Here is a 17,967-nt window from a genome sequence, read left to right on the forward strand (position 1 = left end):
TTTGGGGGGTTCTCACGGTGTCTGAATTCGACACAGTGCTGGTGGTCGACTTCGGCGCACAGTACGCGCAGCTCATCGCCAGGCGTGTGCGCGAGTGCCACGTCTACTCCGAGATCGTGCCCTCGACCATGCCGGTCGAGGAGATGATGGCCAAGAACCCCAAGGCGATCATCCTGTCCGGCGGCCCGTCCTCGGTCTACGCCGAAGGCGCCCCGCCGGTGCCTCACGGGCTGTTCGAGACGGGTTTGCCCACGTTCGGCATCTGCTACGGCTTCCAGGCCATGGCGCAGGCGCTGGGCGGCGAGGTGGCCCGCACGGGAGTGGCCGAGTACGGCGGCACCGCGCTGGAGGTGCTCGACGAGGGCGTGATCTTCTCCGGTCTGCCGGCCGCCCAGACGGTCTGGATGTCACACGGTGACAGCGTCGCCGCCGCCCCCGAGGGCTTCACGGTGACCGCCTCGACGAGCGAGACCCCGGTCGCCGCCTTCGAGCACCCCGAGCGCGGCCTCTACGGCGTGCAGTTCCACCCGGAGGTGCTCCACTCCGAGCACGGCCAGGTGGTGCTCAAGCACTTCCTCGACGCCGCCGGCTGCCGTCCCTCGTGGACCATGCTCAACATCGTCGAAGACTCCGTCGAGGCCGTGCGCCGCCAGGTGGGCGACGGCCGCGCGATCTGCGCCCTGTCCGGCGGCGTCGACTCCGCGGTGGCCGCCGCGATCGTCCAGCGCGCCATCGGCGAGCGGCTGACCTGCGTCTTCGTCGACCACGGCCTGCTGCGCAAGGGCGAGGCCGAGCAGGTGGAGCGCGACTTCGTGGCCGCCACGGGCGTGAAGCTGCGCGTGGTCGACGCCGCCGACCGCTTCCTCAAGGCTCTGGAGGGGGTCTCCGACCCTGAGGAGAAGCGTAAGATCATCGGTCGCGAGTTCATCCGCGTCTTCGAGGACGAGCAGCGCGCCATCATGGCCGACGGGCCGGTGGAGTTCCTGGTCCAGGGCACGCTCTACCCCGACGTGGTGGAGTCGGGCGGCGGCACCGGCACCGCCAACATCAAGTCCCACCACAATGTGGGCGGCCTGCCTGACGACCTCCAGTTCAAGCTGGTCGAGCCGCTGCGCGCGCTCTTCAAGGACGAGGTGCGCCGGGCGGGCGAGGAGCTGGGGCTCCCGTCCGCCATGGTCTGGCGCCAGCCCTTCCCGGGCCCCGGCCTCGGGATCCGCATCGTGGGCGAGGTCACCCGCGAGCGCCTGGCCCTGCTGCGCGAGGCCGACGCGATCGCCCGTGAGGAGCTGTCCCGGGCCGGTCTCGACCGGCAGATCTGGCAGTGCCCGGTGGTGCTGCTGGCCGACGTCCGGTCGGTGGGGGTACAGGGGGACGGGCGTACGTACGGGCACCCCGTGGTGCTGCGGCCGGTGACGTCCGAGGACGCGATGACGGCCGACTGGGCGCGGGTGCCTTACGACGTGCTGTCGCGCATCTCGACCCGGATCACCAACGAGGTCCGGGAGATCAACCGGGTCGTGCTCGACGTGACGAGCAAGCCGCCGGGCACCATCGAGTGGGAGTAGTTCGCCGGCCGGGCTGACCGGCCGGGGCGGGAGAGCTGAGGGTTCAGACGCGACCGGGGCTCAAGTTGTGCTCGGGGCTCAGGCGGCGACCGGGGCGAGGGCGCCGATGGGGGAGTCGATCTCGGCGTGGACGAAGGCCGGCAGCTCGAACCAGATGGCCTTGCCGCGAGCCGTACGCTCGCCGCCCCAGCAGCAGGAGAGCACGTCGACGAGGAACAGCCCGCGTCCCCTCTCCGCCTCCGCGTCGACGACACGCATGTGCGGCAGGTCGGGGTTCTCGTCCTCGACCTCGCAGCGCAGCAGGCCGTCCTCGGCGGAGAGGCTGAGGCGGACCCGCCCGTACGCGTGACCCACGGCGTTGCCGACCAGCTCGCTGACGAGCAGTTCCACGGTCTCCACCTGGTCGTCGAGGCCCCAGTCGGCGAGCTTCTCGCGGGTCAGCCGACGGGCATCGCGCACCGAGCCGAGGTCAGGCGAGAGCCACCACGAGGCCGTGCGGCACGTGGTCTGGCGGCGGCCGGTCACCGCGGTCAGGATGCTGCTCATCGAAAGCCTGTTCATGTCCTACCCCGAGTGGGTCCTCTTCCTTGCCTCTCGATCAGTGAGCCTGGGTTGCTCACACCATCGAGAATGCCTCAGTGAGGTGCCTCGGGAAGAGGTGAAAACTCCCCGTATAGGTACCTATTCCACGTACGTAGGCAGCCCACGGCAGGGACCGGTGTGCTTTCTGATGCGAAGGGTGCTCTATGAGGTGGTCTGGGGGACGACGCAGTTGTTGTTCGGAGGCTTCCCCTCCGGCCAGGCGACGCCCTTGAACGTCAGCTTTCCCGCCGCCGGGTCCAGCCGGACGACCGGGAGGGCCTTGTCGTACGGGTTGCCCGCGCCGGTCAGGCAGATCAGGCCGCTCGCGCCCTGGATCCGGTAGGCGGCGTGCAGATCGGCGAGCACGTCCTTGACGTCCTGCTGGGAAGGAACCTCTGTGGGGCTGAGCGCCACCGCCTTCGCCAGGGCCCGGTGGGCGGTCAGGACCACGTCGTGGGTGATGATCGTACGCCCGTCCTCGAGCGCCACAGGGCCGATCTTGGCGGTGGCGATGAGGTGCTGGAGCCGTGCGAGGGACTCCTGCGGCTCGGCGAGATAGCGCGGGAGGTCCTCCCGCTTCGGCTTGGAGCCTTTGTTCTTCCGCCACCATTTCTCCACCTCGATGTTCCAGGCGCCGGGATGGGCCGGGGCGGCGTACTCGACGGACACGGACGGTTTGCCGCCCCCCGGGTCGCCTCGGAGAAGTTCGAGGTCCTCGGCGTCCAGGCGGCTGTCGAGTGTCGTCGCGTCGGAGCCGGTGATCACGGTGTAGGACTTCTTGCCGGAGCAGTAGGTGTTCGCCAGCGTCTTGACGAAGAGCTTCAGGTGGAAGGCGCGGCCGGCGAAATAGATGAAACGGGCGTTCGACTGGCAGATGTTCAAGGCGAAGTCCTGGAACCGGTTGGGCGTGCGGCCGGGCTCCTCAAGGCCGGGTGACTCGTACGTCATGTCCTGGACCCCGGTGCCCTTCTTGCCCTTTCGGGCCTCGGTGAAGGCGTCGCGCAGAGACTTGTCGTAGTTGTCCTTGGGCCGAGTGTCCGCGATGAGCGCGCTCTCGGCGCCCGCCAGCTTCGGGTCGGACTTGAGCAGCGCCTCGGCCTGCTCCTTGGAGGTCGAGACCACGCGGGCCAGGCCGGGGAACGGATCCTGGCTCCGGTCCTGGGTCTCCGGATTGGCGAAATCGGTCGAGGTGACCAGGCCCGCGACGACGGGGATCCCCAGATCCTTCGTCAGGTGGCGCATCGCGTTCCACGTGTTGGTCAGGCTGAGGTTGAACCCGGCCACGACGCGGAGCTGCGGTTCCCTCTCGGTGAGATACTTCACGGTTTTCTGCCAGTGCCCGTAGTCGCGTCCGGGGTTGGCGAGGACGAGGCGGATCGGGGGCTTCGCGGCGTCGGGGGTGTTGGCCTGCAGTTGGGCCAGATAAGCGCCCTGCACCTCGCTCAGGATCTGCCGGCGCACGGCCGGGATGTCCGACTGCATGGGGATCATCAACGCCACGGTGGCGTACGGTTTCGCCCCGATCCGGTCGTTCTCCGCCTCGATGCGCGCGAAAACCTCCGGCATGCCGTCGACCTCCGGCATGAACACGCCTGTCCCGTCCGACACGCCGATGCAGTCGCTGCCCATCACGACGAGCCCTTCGCCGCAGCTCGCCGGCTCCGGCGGCGGGAGAATCACCGTGTACGCGACGAAACTCAGGACACCAGCGAGAGCGAACATCTCGGTGGCGAGGGTCACCGGTCCCGGCCCCCTGCGGGGCGGTTCCGGCGCCGGACCTGATCCCGAGGTGACCGGCAGCAGCCGGCTGGGCACCGGCTCGGCGCCGCCGGCGATGATGTTCTCGATGGCCTCTTTCCGCCGTGCGAACAGCGCCGGAATCTCCTTGGCGAGTTCGCCCGGAGCCGCGGGCGGGTTGGCTCCTCTCGCGACCGGTGCTCCGCCCCGCGCCGAAGTCGCCACGACGACGGGATATACGCGCAGGCCGCGGGATCCGTGATCGTACGCGGCGAGGAGGGCGTCCCTGATCCTCCGCCGCGCCGGGACGAGGTCGACGTCGGGCAGGAGAATGACGGGGCGGCGCACCCGGTTGAGCCGGCGGAAAATCCCGTGGTGCGCGTTGATGTCCGCCAGCAGGGCCTTGACGAGCAGGAGCTCCTTCTCGTCGATGCCCTTGGACGGCGGTTCGATCAGCAACCGGCGCAGTTCCCTGACGAGCTCTTCGCTGGTGTCCAGCGGCCGTTTGAACGCCTTCTTCCGGAACCAGCGCAGGGTCCGGCGGCCGCGTCCCTTGAAAGCGCCGAATATGCCGATCACCACGCCGACAACGCCGTTCGCCAGGTTTCCGAGGTGGGCGTTGGCGAGCACCTCTTTGACCGCCTGGCGAACCTCCCAAAGGATCTTCTGCCGGGCCTTGTCGCTCGCCTTTCTGATCTTCTCCTTCAGCTCGGCGTCCAGTTCGCCCAGCTCGGCGAGGCGTTTCTGCTCCGGATCCTGGAGATTCCACTCCGCGAGGGCGTACGCGGCCTCGAAGCGGGGGAAGACGAGGGGAAGCCGGCAGGCGGGACGCGAGAACCTGTGTGCGACGGCCCGCAATTCCGCCGCGAACTGCGGCAGGTCGGCGTCCGGCGGGGTTGCGCACGGCTCGTTGATCGGCAGGACGCCCGAATACTCTTCGTAGTACTCCGCGGGCCACGATCGAATCGCATCGAGGTCGGCCGCGTGCTCGTCCGAGGGCTCGAACTGAAAGGCCAAAGGTCCGGTCCGGCGGCCGAACCGAACCTTCCTCCGGCGGAACCGACGTAGGATCACCAGCTCCGCCAGCGCCGCGTGCAGGTGCTGAGCCACCTCGGCCCCCATCGTCGTCAGCGAGTGGGTTGGACTTTAACCGATCGTGACCACGTCTTGACTGGGTTTGGGGAAATGCCCTGTACGGCGGCGCTCGCCGTACAGGGCGAGGGTTTTTCCGGCGTCAGCTGCTCTTCTTGTCCTTTTCGGCGAGGGTGCCGCAGGTGAAGTCCTTTTCGCGGTCTGGATCGAGCTGGATGTCGATCAGGATCGTGCTCTCCGAGAACTTGCGGAAGGTCATCATCTTGTCGCAGTCGTAGAAGGCGTAACCGCCCTCGAACTCGCCCAGCAGCATCATCCAGCGCCCGTCGTAGAGCGTCTTGCCGCTGCTGTCCTGGAGCCTGGCCCACTGGTCCTGGAAGCCGAGGCTGTCGAGCAGCGTGTTGGCCTGCCCGGTCTCCTGCACCTGCACGGCGCCGAAGACCATCTGGATGATGAGCAGGTATCCCAGCCCGACGCCCGTGAAGGCCCCGATCAGGACCTTCATCCCGGCGCGGCCGATCGACTTGCGGCGCAGCAGCCGGAAGGGCACCACGTAGGCCAGGAAGCCCAGCACGATCGCGAAGACGACCTCACCGCCGCCCAGGTGCTCTCCCGCCGCGGTGTACACGTAATAGAGGAAGCCCAGGTAGGACAGGCCGGCCCAGATCGCGGCGATCACCGCGACGATCCACGGGCGTGTCCGGACGGCCTGGAACACGCGCCCGGCCCAGCCGCGGGTGATGAGGTTGAGCAGCCAGCCCAGTCCGATGACGAGGCCGATGAACGAGGCGCTGATCAGTATCAGCGGGAGCAGGGTGCCCAGGAGCCGCCCGAAGAGCACGGACTGGTCCATGCCGGCCTGCTCGGGCGTGATGCCGAAGACGCTGTACATCTCCTTGAAGCCCATGTACAGCAGCGCGTACAGCGTGACACCGGCCGGGACCACCACCGAGCCGATCTTCTCGAGTACGTCGAGGACGCCGCCGTTGTCCTCCTCGACCTCTGGCGTGGCCGTCGGGGCCTCGGCCGGGGGAGCGTTTTGCGTCAGCGGCTGAGCCGGGATGGGCTGATCTAACGGGTAAGACTGATAAGTCATGATAAATCGGAATCCATGCCTGTTTGACGGAGTGTGGGAGTAATTGCAAGATCATTGACCGCTGGAGGGCAGTGCGGATTGACCCATCCCGATCGCCCAAATGGCGATCCAGCACAAAGCCCTCAGGGCGGGCGCGCCAGGATCTAGGGGAACGCGGCGACGCCGCAGTCGTTACTTCAACTTCCCTCGAAATGTTCCCCTGATCTACGCTGATCGTCCGAGGTCGCCGCCTCGGCGGCGGCGCTCAGCCCCATACCGTAGCGGTCGAGGCCGCGCAGCCGCGACAGAACCCCCTCGATGCCGATATATGACCGTAAGCAGCCCGAAGCTGCCACAAGCGCGCGGCATTTTCGCTGACTCGCACATTTACCGGACCGGTCCTGTGGCTAGTCGGAGCCATTCGCGTCATTACGTATTCACCGGCAACCGGTGCTTCGAGGAGCCTAAGGTGCGGGCGGTGTGTCGTCCGCGTGTTCGCCGATCAGGGGGACGAACCGGGCGGGTGTCAGCAGGCGTTCCTGGACCAGGCGGTCGTGTCGCTTGCCGAAGAGCACGACGGTCTCGTTCAGCTCCTCGTGGATCGGCATGACCAGCCGTCCGCCCTCGGCGAGTTGCTCGGCGAGCGGGACGGGCACCGTCCGGGCCGTGGCGGACACGACGACGGCGTCAAAAGGCGCGTGCTCGGGCAGGCCGGCGGTGCCGTCGCCGACCAGTACCTCGGCGTTGGTCACCCCGGTTGCGGCGAGGTTGGCCCGCGCGTGCCGGGCCAGGTCGGCGTGGCGTTCCATCGAGTACACCCGGCGGGCCATGCGGGCGAGCAGGGCGGTCTGGTAGCCATACCCCGTGCCGATCTCCAGGACCTTCTCCGTGCCCGACAGCCGTAGGGCGTCGATCATCTGCGCGATCAGGGACGGCTGCGAGGTGGGCTGGCCGTGGCCGATCGGGATCGGTTCGTCGAAAGGGGCGCGGTCGGCATAACGCGGCGGCACGAACCGGTCGCGCGGTGTGGTGGCGAGGGCCGCCAGCAGCCGGGGATCTTCCACCCCGGCCCACTGGGCGGCCTTCACCAGCGTCTCGAACTCCATCGGCGGTCACCCGCCGACGCGCTGCTCCGAGCCATGTCCACCTGCTTCCCCACAGGTCAGGCTCGATGCTGTCGAGGTCAGCAGTTCTTGCCGCGGTTGACGCAGCGGACGACGGTGTTCATGAGCCGCTGCGACATCACGCCGATGGCGCCGGCGTGGTCGGTGCTCGGTTCGTTCTGTTCGCTCGCGAATCCGTCCACCGTGAAGGGGACGTCTCCCGAGGTGGGCACGTCGTCGTAGGTCAGCGTCATCCGGAGCTGCGGCACGGCCTCGGTGCCGCCGGGGCAGGCGCCGCTCTCGTCAGGGAAGACGAGGTGCGTACGGTGGTCGGCGCTGTCGAGGTTCTGGCCGTCCCAGCAGCTGGGCATGTCGAAGACGCGGACCAGGTCGCTGCCGGAGGGGCAGATCGGATACTTGTCGGTCAGCCGGTCGGTGAAACCTGTGCAGGTGAACGTCGGGCGGGCGTTCTCAGCGCCGTTGCTGGCCGCCCTGGCGTCGCCGGAGATCATCCTGAGGAATCGCGGCGCCGCCGTCACCTCCGAGGTCAGGTTGCCGCGGTATTCGAGCCTCACCGAGGTGGGCTGTACGGGGGTGCCGACGTTGTTGGTGTCGTCCCCGGCGGCGGATTCGTCGTCGGATCCGCGTACGCGCAGGGTCGGCCAGAAGTAGGCGGACCGGTCGTCGCTGGTGCGGCAGGTGGTGTCCGCGGCGGCCAGGCTCTCGTTGGTCGAGAACGCGTCCGTGGACATGTTGCCCACGTAGTCCTGCTTGAGCTGGGCCCCGTCCGACATGCCCGGGGCGAGGATGAGGTTGTCGGTGTTGGAGTGACCGGCGCTGTTGGTGCCGCATTGGGAGACGTACGTGCCGGTCGAGGCGTCCTCGCCTGCTTGCGCCTCCTCCGCCTTGGGGACGTCACGGATGTCGACGTAGTCGTCGGCCGACAGCCCGGCGTCCGCCGAGTTCTGGGCGGAGTCGCCGAGTGAGCAGGTGGCGAGCTCGTCGAGGCCGGTGGGGCGTTCTGCGACGCGTCCGATGGCTATGGCGATGCGGTCGATGGCGGCGGCACGTTTGTCGGTGAGCGGGCCGAGGATGGCGTTCTGGACGAAGTTGGGTCCTCCTTGTCCGGTTGAGGTGGCGAGTCGGTCGTTGGCCTCCTGTAGTTGTTTGTCGAGTTGGGCGAGGTTGCGGTCGACCTCGGCCTTGGCGGCGGCGGGGATGTCGGGCAGCTTGTCGGCCACGTTCGGGCAGACGATGGTCTGCGCCGCCGGGTCCGCGGTCTGGCTGCCGCTGGGGTCAGGCGTGGCGGAGCCGGTAGCCGGGGGTGCGGTGGTTTGTTCCGGTGAGGTGGCTTGGTCGGTTGGGGTGGCTTGGTCGGTTGGGGTCGCTTGGTCGGTTGGGGTGGCCTCCCCGGATGGAGTGGCGGAGTCGCCGAGTGAGCAGGTGGCGAGGCCGTTGAGACCGGTGGGGCGTTCTGCGACGCGTCCGATGGCTATGGCGATGCGGTCGATGGCGGCGGCGCGTTTGTCGGTGAGCGGGCCGAGGATGGCGTTCTGGACGAAGTTGGGTCCTCCTTGTCCGGTTGAGGTGGCGAGTCGGTCGTTGGCCTCCTGTAGTTGTTTGTCGAGTTGGGCGAGGTTGCGGTCGACCTCGGCCTTGGCGGCGGCCGGCACCTCAGGCAGCTTGTCGGCCACGTTCGGGCAGACGATGCCCTCGGCCGCGACCGTGCTCAGATAGACATCCACCGCCCCCGCCTGCGCGTACGGCGGGGATCCTGACAGGACGAGCGCGACGCTGCCGCTCAGGCAGACCGCCCCCAACCACGGCCTGAAACGTCTTTCCCCCGATGGACTCCACATGCGACCACTCCCTCCGGTTTCGTGACGTGGGCAAGGAAAGTCCGATCTTCGACAGGTACGGGGGTGCTTACGGGAGGGTTCACCGCATGAGTCCGCTAGGAGCCACAAAACCGCCTCCTACCAGCGCGAATGCGTATTTATACACATTCGCGGATTGAACCCGGCGCGAGACGCGGGTCGTACAACCGGGCGTCGAACACCGCTACGAGCCTCACCCCTGAGGCAACTGAAAGGGTCAATCATGACGAAGCGCATCCTCACCGCCTCCGGCCTCGCGCTCGCGACCGCGCTGCTCGCCGCCTCCGTCAGCCCTGCCATGGCACAGGCGGACACGCAGTCGAGCACCGACGTCTATCTGGCGGCCACGCTGCTGGGCAAGAACGAAGTGCCCGCCCCCGGCGCGAAGGTGGGCGACCGGAACGGCAGCGCGATCGCGGTGTTCCGCATCCACGGACAGCAGGTCGACTATGCGATCCGGTGGCAGAAGGTGGCCGCTCCGACCGCGTTCCACATCCACCAGGGCAAGGCCGGCAAGAACGGCGACGTCAAGATCCCGTTCTTCGGCGCGGCACTGCCCGCCTCGCTCAGCGCCGTCAAGGGCACGGTCGCGGTCAAGGACTCGGGCCTGCTTGCCAGGATCGCGAACAACCCCAAGGGCTGGTACGCCAACCTGCACACGGGTGAGTTCCCCGGCGGCGCGGTCCGAGCCCAACTGCACCGCGTACGTCCCGTTTCGCTTGAATCGGTGCTGGCCGCCGGCTCGTCCCACCACACGCTCACCGCGCTGGCCGACGGCCGCCAGGAAGTGCCCGCGCCCGGCACCAAGGTCGGCGACAAGGACGGGCAGGCCGCGTGGCTCGTCTGGGTGAAGGGCGCCAAGGTGCACTTCGCCACCGCCTGGAAACGCGTCGCCCCGCCGACGAACGGCCACGTCCACCGCGGCGTGAAGGGCAAGAACGGCCCGGTGGTCGTGGACTTCTTCGCCGCCGCGAACGGCCTGCCCGCCGGCATCAACGGCATCGCCGGCACCGGCACCGCCTCGGCCAAGGTCGCCGACGGCATCAAGCGCAACCCCAAGGGCTGGTACGTCAACCTGCACACTGCGGAGTTCCCCGGCGGCGCGGTGCGCGGCCAGCTCCACAACGGCGGCTGGTAACAGCGCACACGAACGCGCCGCGCGGGATCCCACCCGCGCGGCGTTCGCGTGTCCCGGCTCAGGCGCTGATCAACGCCACCAGGACGAGGATCGAACCGCCCATCACCGCCGCGTGCCGGACATTCTGCAGACCCGGCATCACCCAACTCGGGAAGGCGCTCCCGGCCGCCTTCAGCAGCGCCGGCACGTCGACGCGCTGCAGCATCGGGTCGCCCTTGCGCTCGAAGGCCTTCTGCACGGACTTGGCGGCGGTCAGCTGGCTGTAGAGGATCAGCACGTTGCCGACCAGCACGAGCGGCTGGAAGACCCAGGACAGGACCTGTCCCCAGTGGCTTCCCATCAGGTTGAGCACGGCCAGGACCGTCATGACCAGCGCGACCGTGGCGGGCACGATGGTCTCGTGGCCGCCGGCGTCGAAGTTGATGTTGTTCTCTTTCAGGACGCGAGCGGGGACGCCCTGACGCTCCAGCTCCCGCTCCGCTGCCACCGCTGCCTCGTGACCGTAGCGGTGACGTACGAAGGGGATGGTCACGAAGGCGAGGGCGACGAGCAACTGCAGAACGGCGGCGAAGGTCATCATGGTGGGGGCTCCTCATCGGGGCATCGGGGGTGCTTCTCGATGAGGAAGACGATGCCGACCACCACTGCTCCCAGACTGACCGCGCGCTGTCACGGCCCCGCCGCCGCGTATCAGCGGCATCCCAAGCACCCCTACGCCAGCAGACGATCTTGAGGTCGCGACACCACAGGTGTCGATGTGGAGATGCCGTGCTCTGATGACATCTCTCGCTCGGGTTCGGTGCGGTCCCGCCGCCCCGATGGGCGGAGGGACCAAGACCGCTGAAACCGATCTATCCGAGCACCGGGTAGTTCGCGCGGAACACGTTGTGCGGGTCACGGACCCGCTTGATCTCCCGCAGCCGCGCGAGCGCGCTGCCGGAGAAGGACTTCGCCGCCGTGTCACCGGGGGACAGCACGGTGTACGGCTTGCGGCCGCTGACGTAGGCCTCCAGGTCGGCCACGACCTCGGCCTGCTTGGCGCGCGTCGCATCGGCCGCGTGCGGCAGGCCGAGACCCAACAGGCCGAGCAGGTACGGCTCAGCCATCGCGCCGCTCGCACCGGCCCCGCCGCCCGGCTCGGCGAGCGCCCCGCCCAGGTGCCTGATCTGCACGTTGATGAGCGGTTCGACCGGCTTGGCCAGCAGGAGCTCCACCGCGTCCGCGTCCAGGCCGGTGAGCAGCTCCGCACGAGCGATGGACGGGACAGGGTCGGTGGGCTCGGCGGCGATGCCGCCCAGGTCGGCAACCGGGACGACGCCGCGGCTGTCGGAAATCGCGCCCTGGATCTTGTCGAGGCGCGCCAGCAGGTCCTCCCCCTGAGCCGCCTCACCCAGGTAGGCCAGATCCAGCGTCACCATCGGCGGCGCGCCGGGAGGCTGGAGCCGGTTGATCCAGACACTGAGTTCACGCGGCGCCTCGGCGGTGATCTCCAGGAACGCGTCGTACACCTCCCTGGTCCGGTGCTCCGGCCAGATCACGCGCCCGCCGTACAGGACCGGCACGGGATACAGCTCGAGTTCGAGGGCGGTCACCACCGCGAAGTCCCCGCCACCGCCGCGCAGCGCCCAGAACAGCTCGGGATCGGACTCGGCGGTCACCCGGCCCGGCTCCCCATCGGCGTCCACGATGTCGATAGCCCGCACGCTGTCGGAGGCGAAGCCGTACCTGCGGCTGAACCAGCCGACCCCGCCGCCCAGGGTGTAGCCGGTCACGCTGACCCCCGGCGCGCTGCCGGCCAGGCCGGTCAGACCCAGCGGACCGGCCGCCGCCAGCACCTGCCCCCACTTCACGCCCGCGCCCACCCGGACCACGCGCTCCTCCGCGCGTACCTCCACCTCGTTCAGCAGGCCGGTACGCAACAGGATCAGGCCTTCCACATCACCGGAGGCGCCATGCCCGCTCGGCTGCGCGGTCACCGTCATCCCCGCCCGCCGCGCGTAACGCACGAGCGCCGCCACGTCATCGGCATCCGAGACCTCCGCCACGGCCGCCACCGGCTGCCTGACGGTCAGATTCCACGCGGTGGCCGCCTGTTCGAAGCCGTCGTCATCGGGCAGGAGCACGCGCCCCTTGAGGACATCGCGCAAATCGTTGATCGTCATAGTCGTCTCCTTTTTCGAGTTCTCACAAATGCGGGGGAACACCGTGCTGCGCCCTGACCGCGCTGTTCCGGTCCGGCGCGACCGGCTGCTGGATGGCGGGACGCTTCGAAGAGCTCCGGCCGCCGGACCGCGTGGTTCACGCGATCAGCAGGAGCGCGCTGATCGCCGGCATCACCGCGGCGGTGGCGCACGCGAACGCCGACACGCGCCAAGGCGGCGTCAGGCGGGCTGCGGGGCGGGCGTCGCCGGAGCGGCTGCGACCTTGCGGGTCTCGCGCATCATCAGCAGGCCGTTGACCACCATCAGCGTCGCGGTCAGGCCGTGGACGCCGAGCGCGGTGGCCACGGAGCCGTGGTGGGCCAGCACGGTGGTCATGTCGCCGTACGCGGCGAGGGCCTCCACCAGCAGCACCCAGCTCAGCGCCCGGCGGTGGCCCGTCACCAGCAGGATGCCCAGGACCAGGGCCAGGACGACGTCGCGGATTCCCTTGATGATCAGGAAGCCGTCGCCGTCGCCGGACGGCCAGCTCGGCAGGCCGAAGCCCGGCGCCGTCGTCTCCGGGCTCAGAATGAACTCCGTCCCGAACCAGAGGATGAAGAGGATGAAGGCGGCGGCCAGGACGGTGTTGATCTTCTTCAGCGACATTGTTCTTCTCCTTGCGAGGTGAGCTTCGTGGAGCTTGGTGGGGTCAGGCGGCACGGACGCGGCTGATGTGGCGGGCGTAGCGGGGGCGGCCGATGATGTGCCAGATGCCGCGTACCGGAGCGGGAAGGGCGGACAGGAGCGTGGCGCGCTCGGCCGGGTTCGCGTCCTCCAGGACGAGGCCGAAGAGGGTGAGCAGGGTGAACTTGGGCGTGTTGGCCACCAGGTGGTCGCCCAGGGAGGCCCATTCCTTTTCGGTGATGTGCTCGGCCGCGAGCGGAAGGAGAGTGGCCTCCTCGTCGTCGAGGTGCTCGAGAAGCACGGCCCGGTGGTCGGCCAGGGCGGCCACGAGCGTGTCGCGCTCGTCCGCCCCGGCGGCGGCCTCCCACGCAGGGACCGCCGCGTCCAGCCTGGTCAGCGTGGCCGCGACGCGCTCGTGCTGGGCCTCCATGCGCAGCACGATGTCGGCCTCCAGATCGACCCGGGACAGCAGCGGCGGCCACAGCAGCTCGTCCTCGCCCTCGTGGTGGTTCTTCAGTCCCAGCCGGTAGTCGCGGAAGTGGTCGGCGACCACCTTGGCGCGAGCGGTGTCACCCGGGGCGACCGCCGCGACGAGCTCCATCAGCAGCCGCGACTCGCGACGGAAGGCGCGGTGGACGATCTCCATGTCCTGGGTGTTGACGCTCATTTCGTTCCTGCCCTTCATCGGTTCGACGTGTTAAGGCTGCTCCCGGCGCTTGGAAGGCACTTGGAACCGATTTGGAACACCCGCGCGCGTAGGATGCTCCACGTCATGGTCTTGATCCGGGTTTTGGGCTCTTTCGGCGCCGAGGTCAACGGCGAGTCCGTCCCCCTGGGCGGGCCGCGGCAGCGCGGCGTCCTGGCCCTCCTGGTCGCGGCACGCGGACAGGTCGTGTCGGTCGACCGGATGATCGAGGACCTCTGGCGCGGCGAGCCGCCATCCCGTGCGCTGGCCTCCCTGCAGGCGTACGTGTCCAACCTGCGCCGGCTGCTGGAGCCCGGCCGCCCGCCCCGAACCCCGGCCCGCCTCCTGGTGAGCGCCGCCCCCGGCTACGCGCTGCGGCTGCCGCCGGAGTCGGTGGACGCGTGGCGTTTCGAGGACCTGCTCGACGAGGCCCGCACGCCCACCGAGCCTCAGTCCGCCCGCGCCCGGCTGGCCGAGGCACTGGGCCTATGGCAGGGACCCGCGTTCGCCGAGGTCGCCGACGAGCCGTGGGCCGCCGCCGAGACCGCCCGCCTGAACGAGCTGCGCCTGGTCGCCCGCGAGCTCCACGTCGCGGCGGGCCTGCGGACGGGCGACCCCGCCTTGGTGGTCCCCGAGGCCGAGCGCCTCACCCGCGACGAACCCCTGCGCGAAGAGGGCTGGCGCCTGCATGCCCTGGCGCTGTGGAGCAGCGCCCGCCAGGCCGACGCCCTGGCGACGCTCCGCCGCGCCCGCGCCACGTTCGCCGACGAACTCGGTCTCGACCCCGGCCCCGACCTGGTCGCGCTGGAAGAGGCGATCCTCGCCCAGCGCATCGACATCCTCCGCACGGCCGTCCCCCCACCCCCGACCACCACACCCCCACCCGTCACACCCCCACACGATGCGCGCCTGCACGACGCGACCCTGCATCGCGCTGCCCCTTTCGTGGGGCGGGAGGGCGAGCTTGCCGCGCTGGTCTCGGCCGCCGGGGAGGCTGCCGCCGATGGGGCGCGCGTCGCTCTTGTCACTGGGGAAGCGGGGCTGGGCAAGTCGACGCTCTTGGAGCACCTCGGCGCGCAGTTGGAGCGCGACGGCTGGCTCGTCGCCGCCGGGCGTTGTCCGGAGGTCGACGGCGCGCCGCCCGCGTGGGCGTGGGTCGAGGCGCTGCGGGCTGTCGCCGCGACCGTTTCTCCGGGGGAGTTCGCGGAAGACCTGGCGCCGCTGCTCTCCGACTCCATGCCGGTGGACAGCGACGCCGCCGCCGGGCGGTTCCGGCTGCGCCGGGCCGTGTGGGGCTGGCTCGCGGCGGCCGCCACGGAACGGCCGGTCGCCGTCGTGCTGGACGACCTGCACTGGGCGGACACGACCACGCTGGGGCTGCTCGGCGGCGGCGTCGGCGTGCGGGCCCCGATCCTGGTCGTCGCGGCGTACCGTCCGGACGAGAGCGAGCACCTCACCGAGACGCTGGGTGCGCTCGCCCGCACCGCGCCGCTCCGGATCGCGCTGCCCGGGCTCGACGGCGCGGCGGTGGCCGAGCTCGTACGGGCCGAGAGCGAGGCCGACGACGCGACGGTGGCGGGGATCGCCGAGCGCACCGGCGGCAACCCGTTCTACGTGCGGGAGAGCGCGCGGCTGCTGAACGGCGAGGGTGCGCTGGTCGCGCTCTCCGAGGTCCCCGAGGGCGTACGGGACGTGCTGCGGCGCCGGCTGGCAAGGCTCCCCGAGAGCGGCGTGTCCGTCCTGCGGCTGGCGGCGGTGGCCGGCAGGGAAAGTTCGGTGGACGTGCTCGTGCAGGCCGCCGACTCCGACGGGGACGGCGTGCTGGACGCGCTGGACGCGGGCGTCATCGCCGGGTTGCTCGACGAGCCGGGGCCTGGGCGCGTCCGGTTCGTTCACGCGCTGGTCAGGGACACGCTGGTCGCCGACGTCAGCCGGTTGCGGGCCGCAAGGATGCACGCCCGGATCGCCGCCGCCCTGGAGGGCACTGGCGACGTCGCGGCGCTCGCCCATCACTATGCGCGAGCGGGATCGCCGAAGGCCGTCGGCTATTGCGTGCGGGCCGCCGAGCTGGCCGAGGCGCGCTACGCCCACGACGTGGCGGCTGCCCTCCTCACCGACGCGGTCGCCAACTCCAGCGAACCGGACGAGCGCGTCGGCCTGCTCGGCAGGCTGCTCCGGGCGCAGATCAGGGCCGGGGCCGTCGCTGCGGCCAGGGACACGCGCGAGCAGGCCGTGGAGTACGCCGAGTCGATCGGCCGCGACGACCTGATGATCGCCGCGTTCACCGCCTGGACCGAGCCCACCCCCTGGCAGGCCCGCACGTACGGCACGGTCGACCGTCCCATCGTCGGCCGCCTCAGCCGCCTGCTCAAGCGGACCGGTCTCGCCCCCGACGTGCGGTCCCGCCTCCTCATCGCGTACGCCAACGAGCTGGTGGGCGAGGACGATCCGACGGTCATGGCGGCGGCGCGGGAAGCCCTCGACCTCGCCACCGACCCCCGCCTCCGGGCCGCGGCGCTCCTGGTCCTCGCCAGCGACCTCGGGCGGGAGGAGTACTCCCGTGAGCTGGTGGAGATCGGCGTCGAGCACGACCTGCCCGTCTACCGCGTGACCGGGCTGATCAGCCAGGCCGCGAACGCCGCTGCGGCCAACGACCCGGCGGCGATGCGCCGCGTGACTGAGGAGGCGCTCGACCTCGCCCGCGCCTACCGGATGCCGGAGGCGATCGGCGCCGTCGAGATCGCGCTGGCGACCCTGGTGCTCATCGAGGGCCGGTTCGCCGACGCCGAGCGCCTCTACGTAGAGGCCACCGAACGCATGGAACGCGCCGGATCGGTGCACGTCGGCTTCGTCCGCCTCGCGTTGGCTGCGATCTGGCTGAACGACGGCACGCTCGGCGACCACCTGGACGACGTGCGCGCTCTCCACGAGGCGCTCGGCCCGATGGTCGCCGACCTGCTCGCGCTCGCCCTCCACGCCGCCGGCCGCAGCGACGAGGCACGCCGGGCCCGCACGTCACCGAGCCCGATCCGGCCCGACTTCTTCTTCACCTTCCTGACCACCCTGCGCGCCATGGCCGTCATCGCACTGAACGACACCGGCGCCGCTGAGGAGTGCTACGCGGCCCTGCTTCCCCATCGCGACGGTCCTCCGGCCGGCGCCACCAGCCTGTCGCTGGCCGTGCGCCCGCCCGCCCACACGCTCGGCGAGCTGGCGCTGCTGCTCGGCCGCGACGACGAGGCCGCCGCCCACTTCGCCCGGGCCGCCGCCATCGCCGACCGCTGGAACGCCCCCCACTGGTCCGCCCCGGCCCGCGCACACCTCTGACCAGCCCAGCCCGGACGGAAGATTCGCAAACCTTTGCGCTGCCCTCGAGCGGTGCAGGACCCTGATGGTGGATCACTACGTCGGCGGTCGCGCTGGTGATCGCGGCATCCCGAGCCGCCAGGCCCGCTACCGGCACGTCGAACACCCGCAGTGGGCCGCCGGTGCCGACGAAAGCGATCAAGGCGGTGGAGAAGATGAGCGTGTGGCTGAGTCGCATGGGCACCGAGAGCCCCAGCATGCGCTGGAGCCCCTGACGTGGACGCAGGGGGAGCGTCCGTAGGTACCTACGTAGTCCGGAATAGGTGCCTATATGGGGATTTTTCACCTCTTCTCCAGGTAGCCCGCCGAGGCATTCTCATGGTGTGAGCAATCCACGCTCACCTGATTGAGAGGACCGAAGGGGACCGGACGGCAGCACCTCAGCTGCCACCCGGGGTGTAAGGGCAATGAACAGCATTACGCGGACCAGCATCTGCACAACGGCCACCGGCCCGGCGACCCGCCGCACGGCCTCGTGGTGGCTGTCATCCGACCTCAGCTCGGTGCGCACCGCGCGCCGGCTGACCCGCGACAAGCTCACCGACTGGGGCTTCGAAGACCAGATCGAAGTCGCGGAGCTGCTCGTCAGCGAACTGGTCGCCAACGCCCTGGACCACGCCCACGGACAGGTCCACCTCAGCTTCTCCGCCGAGAACGGCCTGCTGCGCTGCGAAGTCGAAGACGAGAACCCCCAGCTGCCCACCCTGCGCACCGTCGACCTCGACGCCGAGCGCGGACGCGGGCTCTTCCTGCTCGACATGCTCTCCGGCTCCTGGGGCGGTACGCCCACCGCCCGCGGCAAGGTCATCTGGTTCGAACTCCCGGCATTCGCCGACGCCGAAGCCGGCTCCCTCGACGCCTTCATCCTCATGGCAGCCTGAGCCCTCAGCCGGACAGGCCGGTTCCACGCGCAGGGGGTGGT

General features: G+C 69.9%; 13 protein-coding genes. 4 read left to right on the plus strand and 9 right to left on the minus strand.

Translation table 11 applies throughout. From position 1 onward, the window contains the following. Positions 1 to 17 precede the first annotated feature (17 nt). Complete coding sequence (gene guaA / locus ACIBI9_RS11755) at positions 18 to 1,565, plus strand: glutamine-hydrolyzing GMP synthase (RefSeq protein WP_397221931.1); 1,548 nt, start codon at positions 18 to 20, stop codon at positions 1,563 to 1,565. A 78-nt stretch (positions 1,566 to 1,643) separates the two neighbouring features. On the opposite strand, the gene ACIBI9_RS11760 is transcribed toward guaA, so the two are convergent. From ACIBI9_RS11760 to ACIBI9_RS11780, 5 genes are all read right to left on the minus strand, one after another. Continuing rightward, positions 1,644 to 2,111, minus strand: coding sequence for an ATP-binding protein (locus ACIBI9_RS11760; RefSeq protein ID WP_397221933.1), 468 nt, complete (start codon positions 2,109 to 2,111; stop codon positions 1,644 to 1,646). 198 nt (positions 2,112 to 2,309) lie between these two features. Continuing rightward, positions 2,310 to 4,901: a hypothetical protein gene (locus tag ACIBI9_RS11765; protein WP_397221934.1), complete on the minus strand. Its 2,592-nt coding sequence runs from the start codon at positions 4,899 to 4,901 to the stop codon at positions 2,310 to 2,312. 217 nt (positions 4,902 to 5,118) lie between these two features. Next, positions 5,119 to 6,072: a hypothetical protein gene (locus tag ACIBI9_RS11770; RefSeq protein ID WP_397221935.1), complete on the minus strand. Its 954-nt coding sequence runs from the start codon at positions 6,070 to 6,072 to the stop codon at positions 5,119 to 5,121. Between the two features lie 443 nt (positions 6,073 to 6,515). Then, positions 6,516 to 7,157, minus strand: coding sequence for a protein-L-isoaspartate(D-aspartate) O-methyltransferase (locus ACIBI9_RS11775; protein WP_397221936.1), 642 nt, complete (start codon positions 7,155 to 7,157; stop codon positions 6,516 to 6,518). A gap of 77 nt (positions 7,158 to 7,234) precedes the next feature. After that, positions 7,235 to 9,013 carry a DUF1996 domain-containing protein gene (locus ACIBI9_RS11780; RefSeq protein WP_397221937.1) on the minus strand — a complete coding sequence of 593 codons (1,779 nt, stop codon included), beginning with the start codon at positions 9,011 to 9,013 and terminating at the stop codon, positions 7,235 to 7,237. 241 nt (positions 9,014 to 9,254) lie between these two features. On the opposite strand from ACIBI9_RS11780, the gene ACIBI9_RS11785 reads away from it, so the two are divergent. Further along, positions 9,255 to 10,169, plus strand: a complete 915-nt coding sequence (locus ACIBI9_RS11785; protein WP_397221938.1) for a CHRD domain-containing protein — start codon at positions 9,255 to 9,257, stop codon at positions 10,167 to 10,169. 58 nt (positions 10,170 to 10,227) lie between these two features. Here ACIBI9_RS11785 and ACIBI9_RS11790 read toward each other — a convergent pair whose 3' ends face one another. From ACIBI9_RS11790 to ACIBI9_RS11805, 4 genes are all read right to left on the minus strand, one after another. Next, positions 10,228 to 10,749: a hypothetical protein gene (locus ACIBI9_RS11790; RefSeq protein ID WP_397221939.1), complete on the minus strand. Its 522-nt coding sequence runs from the start codon at positions 10,747 to 10,749 to the stop codon at positions 10,228 to 10,230. A gap of 271 nt (positions 10,750 to 11,020) precedes the next feature. Next, entirely contained in the window at positions 11,021 to 12,331 is a 1,311-nt protein-coding gene (locus ACIBI9_RS11795; protein ID WP_397221940.1) for an FAD-binding protein, read from the minus strand. 219 nt (positions 12,332 to 12,550) lie between these two features. Next, positions 12,551 to 12,976: a DUF4267 domain-containing protein gene (locus tag ACIBI9_RS11800; RefSeq protein ID WP_397221941.1), complete on the minus strand. Its 426-nt coding sequence runs from the start codon at positions 12,974 to 12,976 to the stop codon at positions 12,551 to 12,553. A 43-nt stretch (positions 12,977 to 13,019) separates the two neighbouring features. Continuing rightward, positions 13,020 to 13,661, minus strand: coding sequence for a hemerythrin domain-containing protein (locus ACIBI9_RS11805; RefSeq protein WP_397221942.1), 642 nt, complete (start codon positions 13,659 to 13,661; stop codon positions 13,020 to 13,022). Between the two features lie 105 nt (positions 13,662 to 13,766). Here ACIBI9_RS11805 and ACIBI9_RS11810 point away from each other — a divergent pair, with 105 nt between their 5' ends. Both ACIBI9_RS11810 and ACIBI9_RS11815 read left to right on the plus strand, forming a co-directional pair. Further along, positions 13,767 to 17,006, plus strand: a complete 3,240-nt coding sequence (locus ACIBI9_RS11810) for a BTAD domain-containing putative transcriptional regulator (protein WP_397221943.1) — start codon at positions 13,767 to 13,769, stop codon at positions 17,004 to 17,006. Positions 17,007 to 17,452: 446 nt separating this feature from the next. Beyond that, positions 17,453 to 17,926: an ATP-binding protein gene (locus ACIBI9_RS11815; RefSeq protein WP_397221944.1), complete on the plus strand. Its 474-nt coding sequence runs from the start codon at positions 17,453 to 17,455 to the stop codon at positions 17,924 to 17,926. Positions 17,927 to 17,967: the final 41 nt, after the last annotated feature.

Source organism: Nonomuraea sp. NPDC050451 (assembly GCF_044458585.1).